The sequence below is a fragment of the Leptotrichia trevisanii DSM 22070 genome (genome assembly GCF_000482505.1).
GTDB classification, from domain to species: Bacteria; Fusobacteriota; Fusobacteriia; order Fusobacteriales; family Leptotrichiaceae; genus Leptotrichia; species Leptotrichia trevisanii.
Genome location: NZ_KI519444.1, coordinates 94,097 through 115,774, shown reverse-complemented (window position 1 = coordinate 115,774; position 21,678 = coordinate 94,097). Strand labels below are relative to the sequence as shown.

The window sequence follows — 21,678 nt, the reverse complement described above, 5'->3', positions numbered from 1 at the left end:
GTCTGATGCCCTTACGTTAAAAAAAATTGAATAAAAAAATAGAAAAAACCATTATTAATCATAATATTTATAAATAAAATTATAAAAGTTTTTAAGATGGATACTTAATGATAAATTTAATTAAAGGGTATTTTAATAGCATAATCTTTTAAAAAAATAACTTTAATTTCATAATCTTTTATTTCTGCTCTTTAAACGGAAAATAGTATTAACTATACATTTCATTCAGTCTTGCTTCAACAGTTTCATCGTTTAAATAATCATCATATTCCATTTCTTTTTCCAAAATGCCTTTTGGTGTAATTTCAATTATTTTATTTGCGATTGTCTGGATAAATTCGTGATCGTGTGTTGTAAATAAAATTGTTCCGTCAAATCTTTCTAGTGATTTATTAAGTGATGTAATTGCTTCAAGATCCAAGTGATCTGTTGGGTTGTCTAATAATAGGACGTTTGCGTTGGATAACATCATTTTTGAAAGCATACAACGGACTTTTTCCCCTCCAGAAAGGACTTTAGCTTTTTTTCTTGCCTCTTCTCCTGAAAATAACATTCTTCCTAGGAATCCACGTACGTATTCTTCGTGCTGATCAGTTGAAAATTGTCTTAGCCAGTCAATCAGTGACAAGTCAACATCTTCAAAAAATTCTGAGTTATCTTTTGGGAAATAACTTTGTGAAGTTGTAACTCCCCATTCGACAGTTCCTGAGTCTGGCTCCAGCTCTCCAGCCAAAATTTGGAAAAGAGTAGTCTTGGCAATGTCATTTTTGGATAAAATAACAACTTTGTCTCCAGTATTGACTGTAAATGAAATATTGTCAAGAATTTTTTCCCCGTCAACAGTTTTTGTCAAGTTCTCAACTTTTAACATATTGTTTCCGGCTTCCCTTTCAGGCTTGAACTCAATGTATGGATATTTTCTATTAGAAACCTGCATATCTTCAAATTGCAATTTTTCCAGCTGTTTCTTACGGCTCGTAGCTTGTTTTGATTTTGAGGCGTTGGCAGAGAAACGGGCGATAAAGTCTTGTAATTCCTTTTTCTTTTGCTCCATTTTCTTATTCTGGTTTCTAATTAATTCCTGCATTAATTGATTTGATTCGTACCAGAAATCGTAGTTTCCAACGAACATTTTAATTTTTCCGTAATCAATGTCAGCAATGTGAGTACAAACTTTGTTTAAAAAGTGTCTATCATGTGAAACGACAAGCACAGTTGTGTTTTCTAAATCCATCAGAAAGTCTTCAAGCCATTTTACAGCATGTAAGTCAAGTCCATTTGTAGGCTCGTCTAATAATAAAATATCAGGATTTCCAAAAATAGCCTGTGCAAGCAACACTTTTACTTTTTCAGGCTCTGTTAATTCCTTCATCAGTTTGTGATGTAATTCGGCGGGAATTCCTAATCCGATAAGGAATTTTTCAGCATTTGTTTCAGCTTCCCAGCCATCTAACTCTGCAAATTCTCCTTCGAGTTCAGCTGCTAAATTTCCATCTTCTTCTGTAAATTCAGTTTTTGCATACAAAGCATTTTTTTGCAGCATAATATCGTATAATTTTGCATGTCCCATCATTACTACATTTAACACTTCTTCATCTTCATAAGCAAAGTGATCCTGTTTTAAAAATGACAATCTTTTATTTTTTTCTACAATAACTTCTCCAGAAGTAGAATCAAGCTCTCCAGTCAATACTTTTAAAAATGTTGATTTTCCAGCTCCATTCGGCCCAATAATACCGTAACAGTTCCCCTCTGTAAACTTAATATTCACTTCATCAAAAAGTTTTCGTCCACCAAACTGGACAGATAAATTACTTGTTGAAATCAAAAAATTTCCTCCTTAAATATTTAAAATTTACTTACATTATATCAAAAATTTTCACTAAAAACAAAATAAATTTATTTAAAACCTTTATTTTTTTCAAAATAATTGGTAAAATATACCAAAGGAAAAAATTTAAAAAATGCAGAACGGGGAAAACTATGAATAAGACAAATTTTCATACTCACAATTACCGATGTGAACACGCTGTTGGAAATGTGGAAGATTATGTAAAAGTGGCAATTAAGGAAGGCTACACAGAGCTGGGAATTTCAGATCACGCTCCAATGCCTGAATATTACGAAAACAATAGAATGAAAGAAGAAGATTTTGACGGATATTTGAAGGAAATAGAGGAAGCACAGGAAAAATATGGAGATAAAATCAAGATTTATAAATCATTAGAAATTGAATATTTTCCAGAATTTATTAAAAAATATGATAAATACAGGGAGAAACTGGATTATCTTGTTTTGGGACTGCATGCCTTTAGAAAAGACGAAGATAGTACAAATTATAACGCTTGGAAGATACAGACAGGAGAAGATGTGCTGGCTTATGCAAAATATATGGTTGAAGCGATAGAAAGCAGTAAATTTGATTACATTGCACACCCGGATTTGTATGTAATAAATTATCGGACTTGGGATGAAAGTTGTGAAAAAGCTGCACATATGATTTCAAAAGCGGCTGAAAAAATGAATGTACCACTGGAAGTGAATGCAAATGGAATAAGAAAAACATTTGAACGACATCCTGACTGGGACAGATATATGTATCCATACAAGGAATTTTGGGAAATTGTGAAGCAGTACAATGTAAGGGCCATAATTGGCTCAGATACGCACGATTTTAATAGGATGGAAGATAAGGAAATGGAAATTGCAAGGGAATTTGCGAAGGAAATTGGGTTGACTGTGATTGAGAGTATTTTTTAGAATTAAAAGGTTTAACAGGAGGAATTAAATTGAAAAAAATAATTTTATTTATTTGTATTTTATTAGGATTAAACTCTTGTGACATGATTGCCGAATCAATTCGTGAGGCACATCGTAATGCTAAAGGATATGGAGAAGTAACTAAATCTGAAAGAAAACAAGATAAAATAGGAAGAGAACTTTTAGAAAAAAATACACAAAAAATAGTGTGGAATGAAATAGAATTGATAATTCCAGAAAATACAACAATAGATGATAAAGGGAGGCTCGTTTATGGTAATCAAGAATTAGAAATAAAATTTCATGCTGTCACTAGAAAAGAAAATATTTGTAGTGCCGAAGTGTCTTATAAGAAAGAATGGTATAAGAAATATAATAATAGTTACTATGTTTTGGAGTTTCATACATATCAAAATTTAATTTTTCATACAAATAGTAATTTAAAATTGGCTAAAAAAATAGCTAGAGAAAATAATTTTACTGAATGTTAAAAATTTTAAAGAAAGGAGTGTATGGTAAGTATTTTTTATTACTATACAATAAATAAATGGACAATAGTTTTAAATTTTTAAAAGGAGCAAAAATGATACATCCTACGACAGGAATAACCTTGGAGTATTTGGACAAATCTCATGCGGTTTGTTTTGTACTGTTTAATGAAACTAAGGAAAAGGTTATTTTGGTGAAGCAGTTTAGGCCAGGGCCGAAGGATTATGAAATTGAGGCTTGTGCTGGGCTGATTGATGGGAATGAGGAGCCTAGGGTAGCTGCCTTCAGGGAATTAAGGGAAGAAACTGGGTATCTGGAAAAGGACGTTACAGATATTGAGGAGTTGCCGCAAGGGTTATATGTATCGCCAGGTTATACTACTGAGAAATTATACTTTTTTAGTGCAAGACTAAAATCTGATGGCATTGAACCAATAGAACAGTCGCTTGATCACGGGGAAGAAGTGGAAGTGGTATGGGTTGATGTGAAGGATATTACAAAAGTGTCAAGTGATATGAAAACAATATTGGCAGTAACATATTTTTCGAAATAAAAGATAGCTGAGATTTAATTACAAGAAAAAACACACTTGATGTTACGAAGAACACTTTAATAAAGATAATTTTAGGTAAACAAAAATTTATGAAGGGAGGAGAATATGAATAAATTTTATTTGCCATTACCTGTTATAATATTAATTTTTTATATAGTTTACATAACTTTTGCGATAATTATGAGAAAAATTAGATTTAATGTGGAAAATTTGGAAGAACTGGATGGGGAATTTATATTTACTTTTATAAAAAGAATAAGGAAGGAGGAAGTTTATTTTAATATTGACGAGGTAAAAATGTGTCTTTTAACGAGAATACTTATTCGTGAAGGAACTTTTAGGATAATAAATTTCAATATCTATTTAAATGATGGATATAGTTTAAAATTAAGGAAAAAAAGGGAATGTCTATTGTTTTTACAAGTTTGCAGGGAAAAAAGAAAAGAGCTGTATCAGAAAATTTTGAGTATGATACCTGCGGAAACGACAGTTGTCTCGATTATTGAAAGGGAACTGGATAATTTCAAGCGATAAAAAATAAACTTAAAGAAAGGGAAAAAAATGAATCTGTGGAATTTTTTTAAACGAAAGAAAAAAACAAAATCAGGAATATGCTTTTCAAAGGAGAAGTCGATAGAGGAACTTTTAAAAAACTTTTTGGAAACTAATGCTGATAAAATTGAAACGGTTACGACAGAAAATGGAGAAAAATTAACTGAAAATACGAAAAAATTTTTTCTTGAATTAAAGGATGGGAGAAAAATAACTGTATTGATAAATTCAAATCGGGATTTTCTTCTTAAGCAGCAAATAGCACTGGAAATATTTCTGGAAAAATTAAATTCGGAAACTTTTAAGAATATAGATGAAAAGGAGTTCCTGGAATATAACAATCTATTTATAATTTTGGAGGCAGTAAATAAGGAAGAAGAGAAGGATGAAGCAAAGTTGGTGGAGCAGCTTGCAGATTTTTTAGGAGAATTCCATAGATTCATTATACAAAAAAATTTGAATCATTATCATTATAATGGGAGAAGGATGGTTCAGGACGAGAAAAAATGGCAAATTTCAGATTTTATTCCGCCCCTTTCCCAAAAAATGTTTTCTGAATATGAGATTGAAATGACAGATGATGATACTGGGAGAATAAAAAGAAATATTGAAATATTGAAGGGAAATGGACTTCCGTATGATGAAAAAATGGAAGTGAATATATCCGAAAAAGATGTGAAAATACACAAGAAATGGGATATTATAAGAAGAATTGTAGCAGTAGTAATAACACGGCTTGCTGCAGAAACACACCTTGAAAAAAAAGAAAATGGACAAAAAGAACTGGCTACAATAGTAGATATTTTTGAAAAGAGGTACCAGTTTAAGCAAGTTTTATCAGAGCGGGAAAAAGACTTTATTGAAAATCCGAGTGATGATAAGGAGATGAATGCAGAGTTTTATTTTAGACTTGAAGCAGCAAAAATGTTACTTTGGGTTTTGTCAGTTATAGATATTGAATTTCAGGATTTTAACACATTTTGCGACATTTCAGCTTTGATAAGTGGAATAAAAAATGAAAATTTAAAATCATTTGCGAGAAAATGTGAAATCCGTTCCAAAAATAAAATTATGGATATGCTTGACTATACATACAGGTTAAATTGGGCAAATGTTGAAATAAAACTGGATGGATATGAAAGAATTGTAAATGAGAGCATTTTATATTTTAGTAGACTGGCACTGGAATGGGTGGTTCAAGATGGAATGAGTATGGATGATATTGTGCTCCATACATAGGAAATGACTGTCATATTTGTTTAATTTTTAATAATATGCAAATAATAATATTTTGATGAGTTGAAAAATTATAAGGATATTTAAAAATAGGCTTAGATAAAATTAATTTTAAAAATTATTTGACAATGGAAATTAAAAATGCTAATATAAAAATGTAAGATTTATAAAGAATTTTTATAGTTAATAAATTTGTAATTATAATGTATAGAAGGAGAAAAAACACGATGAAAAAAATCGCAATTTTAACAAGTGGAGGAGATTCACAAGGTATGAATACAGCGATAAGAGCTGTCACTAAAGCTGCTATAAACAAAGGAATGGAAGTTTATGGTATAAAAAGAGGATACAAAGGTATGCTTGAAGATCAAATCTTTCCATTGACATTGCTGGATGTAAGTGGAATTGCTGATAAGGGAGGGACAATTTTATTATCAGCAAGATTGCCGGAATTTAAAGATCCTGAAGTTAGGGCAAAAGCAGCGGCTAATTTGAAAAAGTATGGAATTGACGGATTAGTTGTAATCGGTGGTGATGGTTCATTCCATGGGGCACATTATTTGTATGAAGAACACGGAATTAAGACAATTGGAATACCAGGAACTATTGATAACGATGTAGCTGGAACTGATTACACAGTTGGTTATGATACTGCATTAAATATTATACTGGATGCCATTTCAAAATTAAAAGATACTGCTACTTCTCATGAAAGAACATACTTAGTAGAAGTAATGGGAAGAAACTGTGGAGATTTGGCTCTTTATTCTGCGATAGCTGGAGGTGCAAGTGGAGTTATGATTCCTGAAACTGAAAGCTCAATTGATGATATAGCCGAAGTAATTAGAAAAAGACGTGCCGAAGGTAAATTATACGATATAATTGTTGTTGCTGAAGGTGTAGGAAATGTTGTACAAATTAAAGATGAGTTGTCAAAAAAAGTTGATACAAGTATAAGAGTTACTATCTTAGGGCATATTCAAAGAGGTGGAGCACCTACAGCATTTGATAGAATCTTGGCAACAAGACTTGGTGTAAAAGCAGTTGAATTAATTGAAGAAGGAAAAGGTGGATTGATGGTTGGAATTCAAAGTGAAGAAGTAACAACTCATAAATTATCTTACGCTTGGGAAAATTATTCAAAAGCATCTGCATCTGATTATGCAATAGCAAATATGTTATCATTATAATTATAATTGTTAAATAATAAATTTTATAAGTTTGACAATTTTTAAAAAATAAATGAACTCTCTTACATTAAAGTAAGAATTCATTGATAATTTAAGACAATGAAAATTTTAAATTAAATTTTAGGAGGAAAAATGAAAATTAAAATGACTAAAGTTGTTTGTACCATTGGTCCAAAAACTGAAAGTATTGAAATGTTGACAAAATTAGTGGAAAGCGGAATGAACGTAATGAGATTGAACTTTTCTCATGGTGATTTTGCAGAACATGGAGCAAGAATTAAAAATATTAGGGAAGTAATGAAAAATACAGGTAAGGAAATAGGAATCTTATTGGATACTAAAGGGCCTGAAATCAGAACTGGAAAATTAGAAGGTGGAAAAGATGTAGTATTGGAAACTGGTAAAAAAGTAACTATTACTACTGATTATTCTTTCGTTGGAAATGCTGAAAAATTTTCAGTTTCTTATCCAGGAATTGTTGATGACTTATATGAAGGAACTACAGTTTTATTAGATGATGGTTTAGTTGGATTAAAAGTTGAAAGTGTTGATAAAGCAGCTGGAGAAGTTCACTGTGTTGTTACAAATACTGGAGAATTAGGAGAAACTAAAGGTGTAAACTTGCCAGATGTTTCAGTTGGATTGCCGGCATTAGCTGAAAAAGATATTGCTGACTTGAAATTTGGTTGTGAACAAGGTGTTGACTTTGTAGCAGCTTCATTCATAAGAAAAGCATCTGACGTTGCTGAAGTAAGAAAAGTATTAGATGATAATGGTGGAAAAAACATCCAAATCATTTCAAAAATTGAAAGCCAAGAAGGTGTTGACAACTTTGACGAAATCTTGGAATTAAGTGATGCAATCATGGTTGCCAGAGGAGATTTAGGGGTAGAAGTACCTGCAGAAGAAGTTCCATTCATGCAAAAAATGATGATTAGAAAATGTAATAAAGCTGGAAAACCAGTTATTACAGCAACTCAAATGTTAGATTCAATGATTAGAAACCCTCGTCCTACAAGAGCAGAAGCTGGAGACGTTGCTAATGCTATCTTGGATGGTACAGATGCAGTTATGTTATCAGGAGAATCTGCAAAAGGTAAATATCCAGTAGAAGCCGTTAAAATGATGGCTACTATTTCAAAAAGAACAGATGAATTTAAAAAATTCAAAACAGTTGAAACTCCAGACGGATCAGAAATTTCTGTTACAGAAGCAATTTCAAGTGGTGCAGTAAGCACAACTAAAGCATTGGATGCTAAATTAATCGTATGTTGGACAAAAACTGGTAGATCACCAAGAATGATTAGAAAATATGGGCCAGTTGTACCAATTATCGCTTTGACAGACAATGAACAAACTGCTAGACAATTGGCGTTAGTAAGAGGAGTTAGAGCTTACGTAGAAAAAGGACTGGATAAAACAGATGATTTCTTCGCAAGAGCAAGAGAAATTGCAGCTAACCACGAAGAAGCTAATAAAGGTGACTTAGTAGTAATGGTAACTGGAATCTCTAAAGAAGGAACAACTAATACATTTAGAGTAGAAAGAGTTGGAGAATAATTACAAAATTAATTATTTGACACTTGCACACACAACAAGCAATTATAAATATTTTTATGAGGGAAATGGTTTTATACCTTTCCCTTTTTAAAATAGTGCAGAGTAATATTTTAAAATTAAATTTGAAAGTTAATATCTGAATTGTCAGTTTAAATTTAAAGAGATTTGAGTATATTTAAAGAAAGGGGTGAAATAAAAGATATGAAAAAACTTGATGATTTGATAGATGTGTTCGCAAAATTGCCGGGAATTGGGAGAAAAAGTGCAGCAAGAATTGCATTTGATGTTTTAGACAAAAGTGAGGCAGAAATTGATAGAATGTTGGAAATAATAAAAGATTCACATACAAATATTAAACATTGTGAGATTTGTGGAAATTTATCTGAAAATGACATTTGTGAGATTTGTGCCAATGAGAAAAGGGATAAGGAGGTAATCTGTGTTGTTGAAGGTGTAAGAGATGTGATTGCCTTTGAAAAATCTGAAACATATAATGGGCTTTATCACGTTTTAGGTGGCAAGATTGATCCGTTAAATGGAGTTACAATTGAAGATTTGAATTTAAGAAAACTAATGAATCGGTTAAATGGAGATATTAAGGAAGTTATATTAGCTTTAAATCCTGATTTGGAAGGGGAAACCACAAGCCTATATCTGACAAAATTCCTGAAGGAAAAAAATATCAAAATTTCTAAAATTGCAAGTGGTATTCCAATGGGTGGAAATATCGAATATACGGATATGGCGACGCTGGGGAGATCGCTTGAGGGTAGAGTTAATGTGGATGATGTAGATTAAGTTGGGCTCAAATAGGGATAAATTGAAAATATAGTTTAAAAATTAAAAAAAATAGGCATTTAAAATATTTTAGAGAATAAAAATTTAAATTACTTGCATTTTATCTATCATTTCAGTATAATTTAAATATAGGGGTTAAAAAATAAAAAGGGAGGAAATTGGAATGAGAAAGAAGCTGCCAATCGGAATATCTGATTTTAAAAAAGTGATTGAAGGGGATTACTATTATTTTGATAAGACGGAATTAATTAGCAAGATTATGGAAGAGGCTGGGGAGGTAAAACTTTTTACAAGGCCTCGGCGATTTGGGAAAACATTGAATATGTCAATGATAAAATATTTTTTTGATGTTAAAAATAAAGATGAAAATAGGAAATTATTTAAAAATTTAAAGATTTCCAAAAGTAAATATTTTGATTTACAGGGGGAAAGTCCTGTAATTTTTATCAGTTTTAAGAATTATAATAAAAGTAACTGGGAAGGTGGGATGGAGTACATCCGAAGTTTGATTGCCAGTTTATATGATGAGTTTTATGAATTATGTGAAAAGCTGAATCCAAAAAATAAGCGTTTTTTTGAAAAAATATGGATGGAAGAGCCTGATACAACGAATACAAATATTGAAAATTCATTGCTGGAATTAACGAAGTTTCTTTATCAGGAATATGGAAAGAAAGTGGTTTTATTAATTGATGAATATGATCAACCAATAATTAATTCCTATGTACATGGTTATTATGAGGAAGCAATTGAATTTTTCAAGTCTTTTTATGGTTCCGTTCTAAAGGATAACAACTATTTGGAAATGGGAATTATGACAGGGATTTTGCGTATTGCGAAGGAAAATATATTTTCTGGATTAAATAATTTACAAGTTTATACAATACTTGATAACAGGTTTACAGAATATTTTGGGATTATGGAAGATGAAGTTGATAATGCTGTAAAAGATTTTAATTTAGAATATGAATTAAAAGATGTCCAAAAATGGTATAATGGATATTTGTTTGGAAATTTAAAAGTTTACAATCCTTGGTCAATTAATAGTTTTCTGGATCACAAAAAATTAAAACCATACTGGGTAAACACAAGCGGAAATGATTTAATAAAAGTCTATTTAATAAGATTAAGAAATGAAATTTTTGATGATTTTTCTAAACTTCTGAATAAGGGGGCTATTTCCAAAAGGATAAATGACAATATGACTTTTTCAAATTTAGAATTAAATTATGAGGAGAATATATGGAATCTATTTTTTCATAGCGGTTATTTAACATTGGCTGAGGAAGTAAAGAATGAGGAAGTATATTTGAAAATTCCCAATGAAGAAATATTAAAAATGTTTTCAACAATGTTCATTGATGTGTATTTTGAAAATCATAATACATTTTTTAATATGACATACGCTTTAAAAAATGGAGAAATTGAAATATTTAAAAAGGAATTGAGAAAAATACTATTGGAAAATGTTGGAGTATTTGATGTAAGTGGAAATTATAAAGAGCAGTTTTATCATGGGCTTATGCTTGGAATGGTTTTGAGTCTTAAAAATGAATATGAGATAACGTCTAATAATTTTTCAGGAAAAGGACGTTATGATTTAATGTTAAAGCCTAAGAATCTTGAGAAGAGGAAAGAGGGAATTATACTTGAATTTAAAGTTATAAATGCAAAAGATGGTATAAATCAAAATGAAGTTCAGGAAAAATTGCAAGAGGAATGTGCAATTGCGTTGAAGCAAATTACTGAGAAAGAATATATTTCAGCACTTAAAAATGCAGGAGTTGAAAATATTTTAAAAATTGGAGTAGCATTTTTAGGAAAAGAAATGGAAGTTAAATTTGAAAGATAAAGAAAAATATAAAATATAAAAAATAAATACTCAAGCAGTCGGATAAAATAACCATTGCCTGAGTATTTTTTATTACAGTTAGTTTAATTCCTAAAATTTCAATAATTTCTACTTCAAATTTTTTATATATTTTTTCACAAAGTCCTGAATATCAGTTTTATCAATCACATTTGAAAATCTTATTTCTGAATTTCTCACTTCTGTCAATTTTCCCGGGAATTTTACACCAGTGATTTCTGATACTTCATCCAAAATTGCGTAAGGCTCTTTTGTTTCATCAATTCCCAATGCTTTTGCAATTGGAGTTGGGAACTTGAATGGGTGTGCTGTTGACATTATTACGGTGTGAATATTTTTATCTAGATTATTGTTATCTAATTTTTCATAAACTGAATAGGCGACTGCTGTGTGTGGATCCATTAAATAATGATAATTTTCATACACATTCTTAATTGCGTTTACAGTTTCATCGTCATTTGCAAATTCTCCATAAAATTCATTTTGAATATTTTTCAATTCTTCCTCATTTACTGATAATTCTCCGCCTGAAAGCAAGTTTGTGATTAACTCGTTTACTCTTTCAGAGTTTTCATTTAGTGCGTAATATAGGTATCTCTCAAAGTTTGATGAAAGTAAAATATCCATTGATGGTGAGTTTGTTGCGTAAAAGTCTCTATTTTTGTTGTATGTTCCAGTTTGGAAGAAATCAGCCAGAACTTTATTTTTATTTGAAGCTGAGATAAATTTTCTGATTGGTATTCCAAGTTTTTTAGCAATAAATCCAGCTAGAATATTTCCAAAGTTTCCAGTAGGAACTACCACATTAAATTCTTCATCAGGCTTGATTGTTCCAGCTTTTACCAAATTTATGTAAGTTGATACATAATAAATAATTTGTGGAAATAATCTTCCAATGTTAATTGAGTTTGCACTTGAAAACATTACATTGTAGTCATTTGTGTATTTTTTAAATTCTTCGCTTGAGAAAATTACTTTTATGGCACTTTGAGCGTCGTCAAAGTTTCCATTTATTGCGACTATTTCTACATTGTTTCCAAGTTGTTTTCGCATTTGTTCCTCTTGCATTGGGCTAACTCCGTTTTTAGGATAAAATACGACAATGTTAATTCCGTCAACATCTTTAAACCCTTCAAGAGCAGCCTTTCCAGTATCTCCAGAAGTTGCAGCCAGAATCAATATTTTTTTGTTTTCTTTTTGTTTTTCCTTACTCAAAAGCAGTAAATATGGAAATAATGAAAGAGCTAAATCTTTAAATGCCAATGTTCTTCCATGGAACAGCTCTCCAAAACTTACTTTTTCATTTAATTTATACACAGGAACAATATTTTCGTCATTGAAAGTGGAACTGTTATAGGCATTATTCACAGCTTTTTTTATTTCCTCATCTGAAAATTCTGTAAAGAACAATTTTATAATTTTTTCTGAAAGCTCCTGATAAGACAAGTTTTTCAGTTTATCGTAAGTCAATTTCACTTCTGGCAATTTTTCAGGAATATAAAGCCCCCCACCATTTGCAAGTCCATGTAATGTGGCAAAAGTCGAGCTTTGTAACTCGCCGCCTCTTGTACTTTTATAATTCATAACTACACCTCTTCTTTGATTATTTTATTTATAAAATATTATAACATAAAAAAATAGCCCAATCAATTGGAATAGAGCATTTTTCTCATTTTTCTTTAACAATTATTTTGTATAATATAGTCGAGAGAAAAGTAGGCTTTGTTAAAAATAATTATTTATAGAAAGGTTGGTAAAAACTATGAAAAAAATATTTTTAATGTTGCTATTGGTATTTTGTGTTGTTTCCTGTGAGTTAAAAAAGGCTCAGGAGGCGTATGATAAAAAGGAATATTTGGAAAGTATGAGAATCGTTTTAAAATATTTTGAAAAATATCCTAATAAATTGGAAAAAATAAAGCCGGAAGTAAAAAATGATCTTATGGGGAAATTTTCCAATATTGTAAATATTTATGAAGGAAAGGCTTATAACGGAAATTTCGATGAAAAAATAGAGGGGTATTCCAGTTTGGGACAAATTTATATGTTAATGGACAAATACTCAATTTCGCAACAATTTACGGATTTTACTCAAAAACATAATTTAAGTTCAATTTATGAAAATTATGAAAATATGATTTCACAAAGAATAAGAAGCAATGTAGACAGAATGAGCTATGAAAATATTTATAAAATGATAAAGAAAGATTATAATAAACATATAGAATTTACAGAAGAATTAATGGCCAGTAATATTTCGAGCGGGAAAATGGCAATTTATAGGGAAGTAAATAAAAAAATGACAAAATCAAAAGCTGATAAATTAATAGAACTTGCACAAAAATATGAATATTCAGATAAATACAGGGAAGCAGAAAAATTGTATTTAGAAGCGAGCAAAACTTATTCACGTTATGATGAAAATTATAGACAGGCAAAGGACAAACATTTTGAAATTAAACGAAAAGCTGATTTGATTGATGCGGAAAAAAACTATAATTTAGGGCTTTCAAAGGCAAGGGAAGGTACTAAAGCAAGTTATAGAAAGGCTACAGAGTATTTTGAAAAAGCAGAACGATTTATTCCTAATTATAAAAATAGTAAAGAATTGGCAAGAAAATATGAAGAAATGGGGAATATAGATTATTATATTTCAGATTGCCCCAATTCAGTTGAAAATTCAATAAGCAGCAGCTTATCAAAAATAGGAAGAAGAAAAATGTCAAGCAGTTCTGCTGATGTGGTTATTTCCTGCAATATTGATACTAATTATAGAGTTTACACTGAATCTCCAAGAACACAGAGGCATACTGAAACAAGACAAGCACGAGATGCAAGTGGCACATATGTTTCAAAACAGTATATATTTGAAGAAATTAAGAAAATTTCAACTGAAACGATGGATGTGAGATATAGAATAAATTTAAGTGGAATGACAAATAGAAATTTTAGTGGAAATTTCTCATTAAAAAATGAATACAGCGAAACAATCTATACAGGAGATGTTCCTGAAAACTATAAATCAGTAAGAGAAGTCCCATTAGGAAGAAACGAAATGAAGAACAAGGCTTACAATACAATGGAGCAAAAAACACATATGGAGTTAGAAGAACTTGTAAGAGTTATAAAAAATTTATAAATAAAATTAGCAGGGAGGTTTTGTATTCTCCTTGTTTTTTATTTTTAAAAAATTTTAAAATTAGTAAGATTTCTCATTTTTCTTTAATAAATATTATATATAATGTTAAGTAGAATAGGATATTTTTGTTTGAAATTTAAGAAATATATATAAATACAGAAAGGTTGGAGAAAGTTATGAAAAAAATATTTTTGATGTTGCTATTGGTATTTTGTGTGGTTTCTTGTGATTATGAGTTAAAAAGGGCTGAACAGGCTTATAATGATAAGAAATATATTGAGAGTATGGAAATTGTGCTGGGATATTTTGAGAAAAATCCTGAAAAATTAGGAAAAATACGTCCAAAAGTTAGAAATGAAATTTCAGAGAAATTTTCTAATATTGTTAATTATTATGATGATATTTATTTGAATGGAAATTCTATCGAAGAAAAACTTGAAGCGGCACATAATTTACTGAAAATTAATATATTACTAGGTAGATATGAATTTTCTGAGCAATTTACAGATTTCAGAAAGGCTTATAATACGGAGGTAATTTATAAGAAGTATGAAGAGTTGGTGTCTAGGCAATTTGAAAGTGATTTTGGACGGAAAAACTTTACTGCTGCGTATGATATTCTTACATACTGTCAGGATGAACCTTTGGATACATTGGTGAAGGAAATTAATTCTTCGGGAAAAAATAAATATGAATATTTAGAATTGCATAAAAAATTATCACAACTGGTTGCCGATAAATTCATAATTCTCGGAAAAAAATTTGAAGAGCTGAAATGGTTTAGAAATGCTGAAAAGGCTTATCATGCAGCGGATAGTTCATTTTCGAGATATGAGGATAATTATAAAAATTCACGAAACAAATTTAAACAAAGTCAAGATACTGCCAACAAAATTGAGGCTGAGGAAAATTATAAAAGGGGTGTTGAAAAATTAAAAAATGCAGCTGATGAAACGGATTACAGGAATGCAGCTTCTTATTTTGCAAATAGCAGAAAATATGTTTCTGGCTATAAAGACAGTGTTGAATTGGAAAAGGAAGCAACACATAAGGCAGATTTAATAGCAGCGAATAAAAGTTACGACAGAGGAATGGCGTATTTAAAAAATGGGACATCAAAATTAAATTACAGAAATGCGGCCAGCGAATTTAGAAATGCAGATAAATATATTTCGGGCTTTAAGGATAGCAGAAAATTGGCTGACAAATATTATGAAATGGGATATATTCGATATTCCATCAATGGAAATATATCAAGTATTAATCAGAAGATAGACAATAGAATGCAAGGCATTGGTAAAAGAGTTTCAGGGAAAGCTGATGTTGTAATTTCTTATCAAACTGATTATGATTATAACATTTCAACTTTTCCTCCAGATATAACTAACAAGCGTGAAAATATAGAAACTAAGGATGCTGACGGGAATACTATTACAAGGGAATATATTTTTGAAGAAGTAAAAAATATTTCAATCGAAAAAATAAAAATAAGATACAAAATTACTGTGAATGGATTAATAAATTACAGTAATAATAATAAAATAGAGTTGGAAAATAAAGTTAAAACTTTACAGTATACTGGAAATGTTCCGAGTAAATATAAGGCTCAAAAAGAAGAGATACTGGGAGAGAAAAAAATGTATAATAAGGCTTACAATTCTTTTATTTCCAAGATTAGTTCAGAAATTGATGATATTGTATATAAAATATCGAGATTATAATTTTTTATTTATAAAAATTAAAATATGACGGTAAACAAATTTATTTAAAAATATTTTTAAATTATATATTGACTTCTTATAAAAATATGGTATAATATTTACTGTAAAAAGATTAGGTTAATTAAAATATAAAAATAAAATAAATTTTAGGAGGAACTGTTATGAAAAAAATAGCATTAGGATTATTTATGATGACGGCAATAGCTGCATTTTCAGCACCAAAGTATGTGGATGTGAACAGGATACGTAAAGATGGTTATACAATATATCAGGATATAAATACCACATTTGCTTTTACAAAGGAAACAGATGAACTGAAAGTGGCGATAACACTTTACTTTTCAGATAAAGGAAGTGCCAAGGCTGTAAAGAATATATTTAAAAGAGTGGCACCAAGCAATTTGAGATTACTAGATGAAATGGAAAATAGCAGAGCCTACATTCAAAAATTTTATGAAAGTTCGTCAAAGAAATATATGTATAATATCATAGCTAAAAGGGAAAAAGTAAAAGGTTGTTTTGTCACAGCAATGTTGACAGTTAATGGAGAAATTTCAGAAAAAAAGTTGGGTAGAATTACTGATACCGTAATAACAGATGTTGAACGTTATTTGGAAAAATAATAAAAATTAGGAGGAGTTGTTATGAAAAAGTTAATATTAGGTTTGTGTTTGGTATTTGGAATGGTAGCGTTTTCAGCACCTGGCTTTGTGGATGTAAAGAAAATAAAAAGAAAAAATTATAATATTATTCTTGATGAAGATGTAGCACTTACTTATTATGGGGCACTTGACAATAATAGAGTAGTAATAGTAATGTATTTTTATGACGGTGTTAGTGCAAAAGTTATTTCCAATTTGTTTGGTAAAGAAGTTATAGATAAAATGGGAGTTGAATATCAAGATAACTTTGAAAATAGCAGATATTCTGTTAGCAAATATTATGATTCAACTGAAAAAAAATATATTTACCAGATAACAGGGAAAAAAACTAAGGTAAAAGATTGCTACATTTCACTTGTTTATCTTACAGATTTAAATCTTAATGAAAAACAGATAGCAAATGAAGCAAATGTACTTTTAAATGAAGCAGAAAGTTATTTGAGAAAATAATCTGAAAAATAAAAAGGAGTTTTTGGAAAAATATATTTATTGAATTGGCTATTTCCGATTGGAAGTAGCTATTTTTTTAAGTAATTACAATAATAAAAAGAATTTATTTACTTGTATTTTTTTTCTGAAAATGGTATCATACTGGTGGAAAATATGCGAGGAGGGAAATACGAAATTGAAAAGCAGGGTTGAAGAAAAAAATGGCGGATTAAGGATGGAAAACATAAACTCGGGTAATTTAAAAAGAGAGAATATTGAATTAGATAAAAAAAATGTGAAAACAGAAAATATGAATGGGCAAAAAGAGGAAATATTGAAGAAAATGTTAAAAGATGTGGATGATGAGGCAAAAAGGGAAGAAATTATCCATATGTTACTGGAACAGAAGGTTTCAAAGGTTATAAAGGAGGAGGAAATTGATAAAAAAAAGTTATCGTATAAATTTTCAAATTTTGTTGGAAGCAGAGAATTTGTCGTTTTAACGATAATGTTTGTGGCATTGTGGATTGGGATAAATATTCTATTTCTTGTGATTAAACAGTTTAATCCGTACTCATTTGTAATATTAAATGTTGTTTTATCCTGTTTTATGCTTATTTTTTGTTCGCTTATAGTTTTTAACCAGAATAAAAAGAAAAAAATTGATGAAAAAAAATCTGAAAATGATTACAAGGTGAATTTAAAAAATGAAATTATAATTGAAGATTTACATTACAAACTGGACGATTTAATTGAAAAACAAAATGAAATTGCAAAACGGGTATCAGAGCTGGAAACTAAGAAAAAAGTGCCACCAGTTAAAGAAAAGCGGGCATATAAGTTTATTGATATTTCAGAACACGATACAAAAAGAAAATAAAAAATATTTTTAATTTTTTAGAAATAATTTTTTTTTAAAATAAAGAGTTGCAAAAGTGAAAAAATTAAGATTGAAAATTTTATGCCAACATGATTTTATAAATAGCTAATTAATTGGGAAAGAAAAGGGAAAAATGAATATTTTTGATTTGAAGGATTTGTCTGAAAAAGAGGAAATTGTTGAGATTTTGACGGGGAATGAGAATGTCAAGATTGAGAAGATTATTTCGACTGGACAAACGACGGATTGGCAGGAATCGGAACAAAATGAATTTGTTATTCTGATTCAAGGTGAGGCTGAAATTGAATATTTTGGAAATAAAAATCTCGAAAAAAATGAAAATATAATAGAAAACCAAAGGAATACTAATAATAAGAAACTACAATTGGCAAAAGGGGATACAGTGTTAATCAACAAGGGGGAAAGGCATAGAGTTAGTTACACGAGTAAAAATCCTTGCTGTATATGGATTTGTATCTTTTTTGAATAAACTTGTTCGATAACTATATGGATTGGGAATTATGTTAATGTAATATTATCAAAATTTTTGTCAAAAAAGCATTAAATTATCGGACATATTTAATAAATTAAAAAAATAAAAGAAGAGGTGAATATAATGTTATTTGTAATATTTGCATTGGTTGTAGTTATTGCAACAGGGATACCATTTGTGAAAAAGGGGATTGAAAATAAAAATTTAATGAAGGAATATGTCGAACAGGGGCTTGGAAAGCACGAGGCAATTGGGAAAATAAAAGATGCCAAGACTGCAAATGATAAAGTTATTGAAGGGTTGTTTTATCTGTCCTTTGTAGCTTTGCTTGGTGGTGGATTTTATAATTTATATTTATATGAAAATGAAAATTCTGACAATATGGGTGCTCAGCAGCAGTCAGAAAAAACAATGGCAGAAATTACAACGGATCAGAATCAAAATGCCCAAAACCAGCAAAATCAAGGCACACCAACTATTCAAAATAACATAATTACTGATTCCAACGACGCACAGATTCAGGAAAAGGTTAAAAAAGAACAGGCCAGAATTGATAAAATGTTTGCTGATAGCCAAAAAAATACAGAAAGTTTATTTGAATCACTGAAAAAAAGTTTAGATAAGAAGGATACTGGCTCTGGAATCAAAAATGGTGAAAAAGCATTGGAAAATGTAAAAAAATCCAACGATTTATTTAAAAAGGCAAAATGTAATCCAACTGGAGATGCCACTTTTGACAAGGAATGTCCAAAACTGCTTGAAAAAGGAAAAGAACTCTATTCATCAAAACAAATTGACGTTGAAAAAATGCTAGGTATGTTAAAAGAAATTGAAAAAGGCATAAATAACGTTAAAAATAGCGAAATAGGGCAACAGGCTATGGAAGAAGGCGGTAAATTGTGGGATAGTCTTATGAAGAAAGTGGATGAGACTCAAAAGAAATAGGAATTTTGAAATTTAGAAAATAAAAACATATACTAAGACGGTTGATGAAAAGTCTGAAGTATATGTTTTTTCTTTATTTATAATTTTATTTTTTTAGATTTATTTTCAGGTAATTTGTTATCGTTATAAAGCCAAATTTTATTCACATCAAATCCAATACTTTCTAATTTCTGAATCAAATTTTTATGTTCTATAAAAATCGTTTTATGTTCTCCTACAGAGTTTACTCCAAACATTTCTGATATTTTTTTCAGATTAGTAGATTTTACAATTTCATCCTCTAAATTTTTATTTTGATAAATGAATATATAATTTACATTATTTTTTTCTAAATTTCTTTTGTTTTCTAGAATTTTTTGGAAACATTTTTCGTTACTGTATAGAACATCTGTATCAACTACCATAACACAAACTGCATTCTTTTCCAATGTTCTTAAAACTGCTTTATGAATAACCTCTTGTGATATATTTTTTATTCTTATCTTACCTGACTGGATATATTTATTTTTTATAGCATTTATTAACTTTTTTTCACATTCCCCTTCAACAAAGTAATGTATTATATTCCTCATATTACCCCTTTCCTTTTGTTGTTTATAATATCAATAATGTCGTATATTAATTCATCATCAGGAATTGTATCAAATACATTGTTTTTTACATAATTTATTAAGTTTCTGTCATTTCTTTTTATCATATCTTCAGGATATGTAACTTTTATTTTCCCATCTTCACGTTTAGATAGAAATGTAAATGAATGTGTTGGGAAATTCATAGTCAATATGTCGCTATTATGTGTCGTAAAAAATAATTGAGATTCATTTCCCATTATATCTATCATTATTGAAAGAATAGATTTTTCAAGTTCTGAATGAGCATGTGAAAATTTTTCATCAATGTAAAAAGGCCTGTCAGGTTCTTGAATCATCTGATCTATTGCAAATATAATCCCCAGAGCTTCCTCTGTTCCGCTTGATAAAATATCTCTATCTACAATTTTTCCGTTTTGCAACAGTACACTATCCCTATTCTTAAAAATTATTTGATAGCCATTTTCTGTGTTTTCAATTTCTTTTATATTTTGTATAGTATTATCAAACGTTTTTAAGATATTGCTAGCTACATTTAAGTTTTTAATTTTTTTAGTTAAGTTATTTGATTGTGGAAAGTTAAAAAACCATCCAAAACCATTTATTTCATCTAATATTTTTTCAGTTTCATTTTTTTCATTTTCCTCTTGTGAATACTTTTTAACAACATCTAATCTTTCGATTGCCCTTTCGTAAGAGTCATTTTTGTTTAAAGTTGCTTTACTTAACTTCATTTTCTTTATATTCAGATGTTCATCATCTTCATTTAACATTATTTTCTCAACCACAACATTTAATCTATACAAATTATATTTATTTTCTTCCTTGAGTACAATATCCAATTCAAACATTGCTTCTGTGCCTTCTTTATTAACTGCTTCAAGTAATAAATCTACTCTTTGTTTTGCTATAAAATTAAAAATATTTCTCAACATTTTTCCAAATGTGGTTTTTCCTGCTGAATTTGCTCCCATTATTATATTTAGTTTTTTAAATCTGAAATTAGGGATTTTTTCAATGAACTCATGTTCAATAAGAGAATTTTTTACTTTCCTAGGATATGAAAAATTTATCTCAAAATCTTTAAATGAATAAAAATTATCTATTTTCAATCTCATTATAATCATAAATTTTAACTCCTTTGACAATATAATTATAATATATTATATCATATTTTCGTCAATTTTGGTAAAAAATACCATCAAACGATTTAATATTTTTTTAATTCTCAATTATTATATAGGAGTTAATTTTTATGGAAAGTATGCTAAAAATTTAGAAAATAAAAAAAATGATAGATATTAAAAACTGGGGAATAGAAAGTTTAAACATATATTTTTTGATTTTTATGTCAAATAAATTTTATTAATCTTAGATAAAATTAAAATAAAATTGAATTTTGTTAAAAGTTTGATATAAAAAAATAGTTATTTTTTTGATTTTGTACTATTTTAAAAGGGATTTGTAATAATTTTGGGAAAATGAAAAATTTTTAATTTTTTTGAAAAAACCCTTGCTTTTTTTTTTTTTTTTTGGTAGACTTAGTTCAAGAATAATTTTTTACAAAGATAATGATAATCTGAATATGAAAAATCACTTATTTTGTTAAAATCACTATAAAATCACTAAAACTAAATATCACTTAATTTTAGGTTATTTCATTATTTTTGTAAAAATTTTAAGTTTTTTTATAATATGGCAATATTTATTTAAAATTAAAGCTGTGTTGTTAGAATTCCAAGTTGATTTAATTTTTTATTAAATTCAAAGGGATTCAAATGAAACTTAAAAATTCTAAAAAATAAGGAAAG

20 protein-coding genes are annotated in these 21,678 nt (G+C 29.1%); 16 read left to right on the top strand and 4 right to left on the bottom strand.

Going from position 1 to position 21,678, the window contains the following annotated elements; translation table 11 throughout:
* Nucleotides 1-208 precede the first annotated feature (208 nt).
* A complete protein-coding gene (locus K324_RS0111695) occupies nt 209-1,828 on the bottom strand; it encodes an ABC-F family ATP-binding cassette domain-containing protein (protein WP_026749291.1) in 1,620 nt (539 codons plus the stop codon).
* A 155-nt stretch (nt 1,829-1,983) separates the two neighbouring features.
* On the opposite strand from K324_RS0111695, the gene K324_RS0111690 reads away from it, so the two are divergent.
* From K324_RS0111690 to K324_RS0111650, 9 genes are all read left to right on the top strand, one after another.
* Complete coding sequence (locus tag K324_RS0111690; protein WP_026749290.1) at nt 1,984-2,760, top strand: histidinol-phosphatase; 777 nt, start codon at nt 1,984-1,986, stop codon at nt 2,758-2,760.
* Nucleotides 2,761-2,789: 29 nt separating this feature from the next.
* Nucleotides 2,790-3,251: a hypothetical protein gene (locus K324_RS0111685; protein WP_026749289.1), complete on the top strand. Its 462-nt coding sequence runs from the start codon at nt 2,790-2,792 to the stop codon at nt 3,249-3,251.
* Between the two features lie 56 nt (nt 3,252-3,307).
* On the top strand, nt 3,308-3,802 hold the full coding sequence (locus K324_RS0111680; protein WP_026749288.1) for an NUDIX hydrolase: 495 nt from the start codon (nt 3,308-3,310) through the stop codon (nt 3,800-3,802).
* Nucleotides 3,803-3,907: 105 nt separating this feature from the next.
* Nucleotides 3,908-4,336, top strand: coding sequence for a hypothetical protein (locus tag K324_RS0111675; RefSeq protein WP_026749287.1), 429 nt, complete (start codon nt 3,908-3,910; stop codon nt 4,334-4,336).
* 27 nt (nt 4,337-4,363) lie between these two features.
* Complete coding sequence (locus tag K324_RS0111670; RefSeq protein WP_026749286.1) at nt 4,364-5,593, top strand: DUF4272 domain-containing protein; 1,230 nt, start codon at nt 4,364-4,366, stop codon at nt 5,591-5,593.
* Nucleotides 5,594-5,817: 224 nt separating this feature from the next.
* Complete coding sequence (gene pfkA / locus K324_RS0111665) at nt 5,818-6,780, top strand: 6-phosphofructokinase (protein WP_026749285.1); 963 nt, start codon at nt 5,818-5,820, stop codon at nt 6,778-6,780.
* A 132-nt stretch (nt 6,781-6,912) separates the two neighbouring features.
* Nucleotides 6,913-8,340, top strand: coding sequence for a pyruvate kinase PykF (gene pykF / locus K324_RS0111660; RefSeq protein ID WP_155282872.1), 1,428 nt, complete (start codon nt 6,913-6,915; stop codon nt 8,338-8,340).
* 201 nt (nt 8,341-8,541) lie between these two features.
* The gene (gene recR, locus K324_RS0111655; protein ID WP_026749283.1) at nt 8,542-9,138 is read left to right on the top strand and encodes a recombination mediator RecR; all 597 of its coding nucleotides are present in this window, start codon (nt 8,542-8,544) and stop codon (nt 9,136-9,138) included.
* Between the two features lie 163 nt (nt 9,139-9,301).
* On the top strand, nt 9,302-10,990 hold the full coding sequence (locus tag K324_RS0111650; protein ID WP_026749282.1) for an AAA family ATPase: 1,689 nt from the start codon (nt 9,302-9,304) through the stop codon (nt 10,988-10,990).
* A 108-nt stretch (nt 10,991-11,098) separates the two neighbouring features.
* Here K324_RS0111650 and thrC read toward each other — a convergent pair whose 3' ends face one another.
* Nucleotides 11,099-12,592, bottom strand: coding sequence for a threonine synthase (gene thrC, locus K324_RS0111645; RefSeq protein WP_026749281.1), 1,494 nt, complete (start codon nt 12,590-12,592; stop codon nt 11,099-11,101).
* 178 nt (nt 12,593-12,770) lie between these two features.
* Here thrC and K324_RS0111640 point away from each other — a divergent pair, with 178 nt between their 5' ends.
* The 7 genes from K324_RS0111640 to K324_RS0111610 all read left to right on the top strand — a co-directional run bounded on the left by K324_RS0111640 (nt 12,771) and on the right by K324_RS0111610 (nt 19,277).
* Nucleotides 12,771-14,147: a tetratricopeptide repeat protein gene (locus K324_RS0111640; RefSeq protein ID WP_026749280.1), complete on the top strand. Its 1,377-nt coding sequence runs from the start codon at nt 12,771-12,773 to the stop codon at nt 14,145-14,147.
* A 176-nt stretch (nt 14,148-14,323) separates the two neighbouring features.
* Nucleotides 14,324-15,868, top strand: a complete 1,545-nt coding sequence (locus tag K324_RS0111635) for a hypothetical protein (RefSeq protein ID WP_026749279.1) — start codon at nt 14,324-14,326, stop codon at nt 15,866-15,868.
* Nucleotides 15,869-16,029: 161 nt separating this feature from the next.
* Nucleotides 16,030-16,491: a hypothetical protein gene (locus K324_RS0111630; RefSeq protein ID WP_026749278.1), complete on the top strand. Its 462-nt coding sequence runs from the start codon at nt 16,030-16,032 to the stop codon at nt 16,489-16,491.
* A 21-nt stretch (nt 16,492-16,512) separates the two neighbouring features.
* Nucleotides 16,513-16,980: a hypothetical protein gene (locus K324_RS0111625; protein ID WP_026749277.1), complete on the top strand. Its 468-nt coding sequence runs from the start codon at nt 16,513-16,515 to the stop codon at nt 16,978-16,980.
* A 175-nt stretch (nt 16,981-17,155) separates the two neighbouring features.
* On the top strand, nt 17,156-17,839 hold the full coding sequence (locus K324_RS0111620) for a DUF1003 domain-containing protein (RefSeq protein WP_026749276.1): 684 nt from the start codon (nt 17,156-17,158) through the stop codon (nt 17,837-17,839).
* A gap of 133 nt (nt 17,840-17,972) precedes the next feature.
* Nucleotides 17,973-18,329: a cupin domain-containing protein gene (locus K324_RS0111615; RefSeq protein WP_026749275.1), complete on the top strand. Its 357-nt coding sequence runs from the start codon at nt 17,973-17,975 to the stop codon at nt 18,327-18,329.
* A 126-nt stretch (nt 18,330-18,455) separates the two neighbouring features.
* Nucleotides 18,456-19,277 carry a hypothetical protein gene (locus tag K324_RS0111610; RefSeq protein ID WP_026749274.1) on the top strand — a complete coding sequence of 274 codons (822 nt, stop codon included), beginning with the start codon at nt 18,456-18,458 and terminating at the stop codon, nt 19,275-19,277.
* 77 nt (nt 19,278-19,354) lie between these two features.
* On the opposite strand, the gene K324_RS0111605 is transcribed toward K324_RS0111610, so the two are convergent.
* Together K324_RS0111605 and K324_RS0111600 are read right to left on the bottom strand one after the other, a co-directional pair.
* A complete protein-coding gene (locus K324_RS0111605; RefSeq protein ID WP_026749273.1) occupies nt 19,355-19,849 on the bottom strand; it encodes a hypothetical protein in 495 nt (164 codons plus the stop codon).
* Nucleotides 19,846-20,994: an AAA family ATPase gene (locus K324_RS0111600; RefSeq protein WP_026749272.1), complete on the bottom strand. Its 1,149-nt coding sequence runs from the start codon at nt 20,992-20,994 to the stop codon at nt 19,846-19,848. Before K324_RS0111600 ends, K324_RS0111605 begins: the two co-directional genes overlap by 4 nt.
* Between the last annotated feature and the right edge of the window lie 684 nt (nt 20,995-21,678).

Coding starts and splice junctions, on each gene's coding strand:
- K324_RS0111670 (WP_026749286.1), top strand. CDS start 4,364: ATGAATCTGTGGAATTTTTTTAAACGAAAGAAAAAAACAAAATCAGGA.
- recR (WP_026749283.1), top strand. CDS start 8,542: ATGAAAAAACTTGATGATTTGATAGATGTGTTCGCAAAATTGCCGGGA.
- K324_RS0111635 (WP_026749279.1), top strand. CDS start 14,324: ATGAAAAAAATATTTTTGATGTTGCTATTGGTATTTTGTGTGGTTTCT.
- K324_RS0111690 (WP_026749290.1), top strand. CDS start 1,984: ATGAATAAGACAAATTTTCATACTCACAATTACCGATGTGAACACGCT.
- K324_RS0111615 (WP_026749275.1), top strand. CDS start 17,973: ATGAATATTTTTGATTTGAAGGATTTGTCTGAAAAAGAGGAAATTGTT.
- thrC (WP_026749281.1), bottom strand. CDS start 12,592: ATGAATTATAAAAGTACAAGAGGCGGCGAGTTACAAAGCTCGACTTTT.
- K324_RS0111650 (WP_026749282.1), top strand. CDS start 9,302: ATGAGAAAGAAGCTGCCAATCGGAATATCTGATTTTAAAAAAGTGATT.
- K324_RS0111600 (WP_026749272.1), bottom strand. CDS start 20,994: ATGATTATAATGAGATTGAAAATAGATAATTTTTATTCATTTAAAGAT.
- K324_RS0111625 (WP_026749277.1), top strand. CDS start 16,513: ATGAAAAAGTTAATATTAGGTTTGTGTTTGGTATTTGGAATGGTAGCG.
- K324_RS0111680 (WP_026749288.1), top strand. CDS start 3,308: ATGGACAATAGTTTTAAATTTTTAAAAGGAGCAAAAATGATACATCCT.
- K324_RS0111605 (WP_026749273.1), bottom strand. CDS start 19,849: ATGAGGAATATAATACATTACTTTGTTGAAGGGGAATGTGAAAAAAAG.
- pfkA (WP_026749285.1), top strand. CDS start 5,818: ATGAAAAAAATCGCAATTTTAACAAGTGGAGGAGATTCACAAGGTATG.
- K324_RS0111630 (WP_026749278.1), top strand. CDS start 16,030: ATGAAAAAAATAGCATTAGGATTATTTATGATGACGGCAATAGCTGCA.
- pykF (WP_155282872.1), top strand. CDS start 6,913: ATGAAAATTAAAATGACTAAAGTTGTTTGTACCATTGGTCCAAAAACT.
- K324_RS0111640 (WP_026749280.1), top strand. CDS start 12,771: ATGAAAAAAATATTTTTAATGTTGCTATTGGTATTTTGTGTTGTTTCC.
- K324_RS0111675 (WP_026749287.1), top strand. CDS start 3,908: ATGAATAAATTTTATTTGCCATTACCTGTTATAATATTAATTTTTTAT.
- K324_RS0111610 (WP_026749274.1), top strand. CDS start 18,456: ATGTTATTTGTAATATTTGCATTGGTTGTAGTTATTGCAACAGGGATA.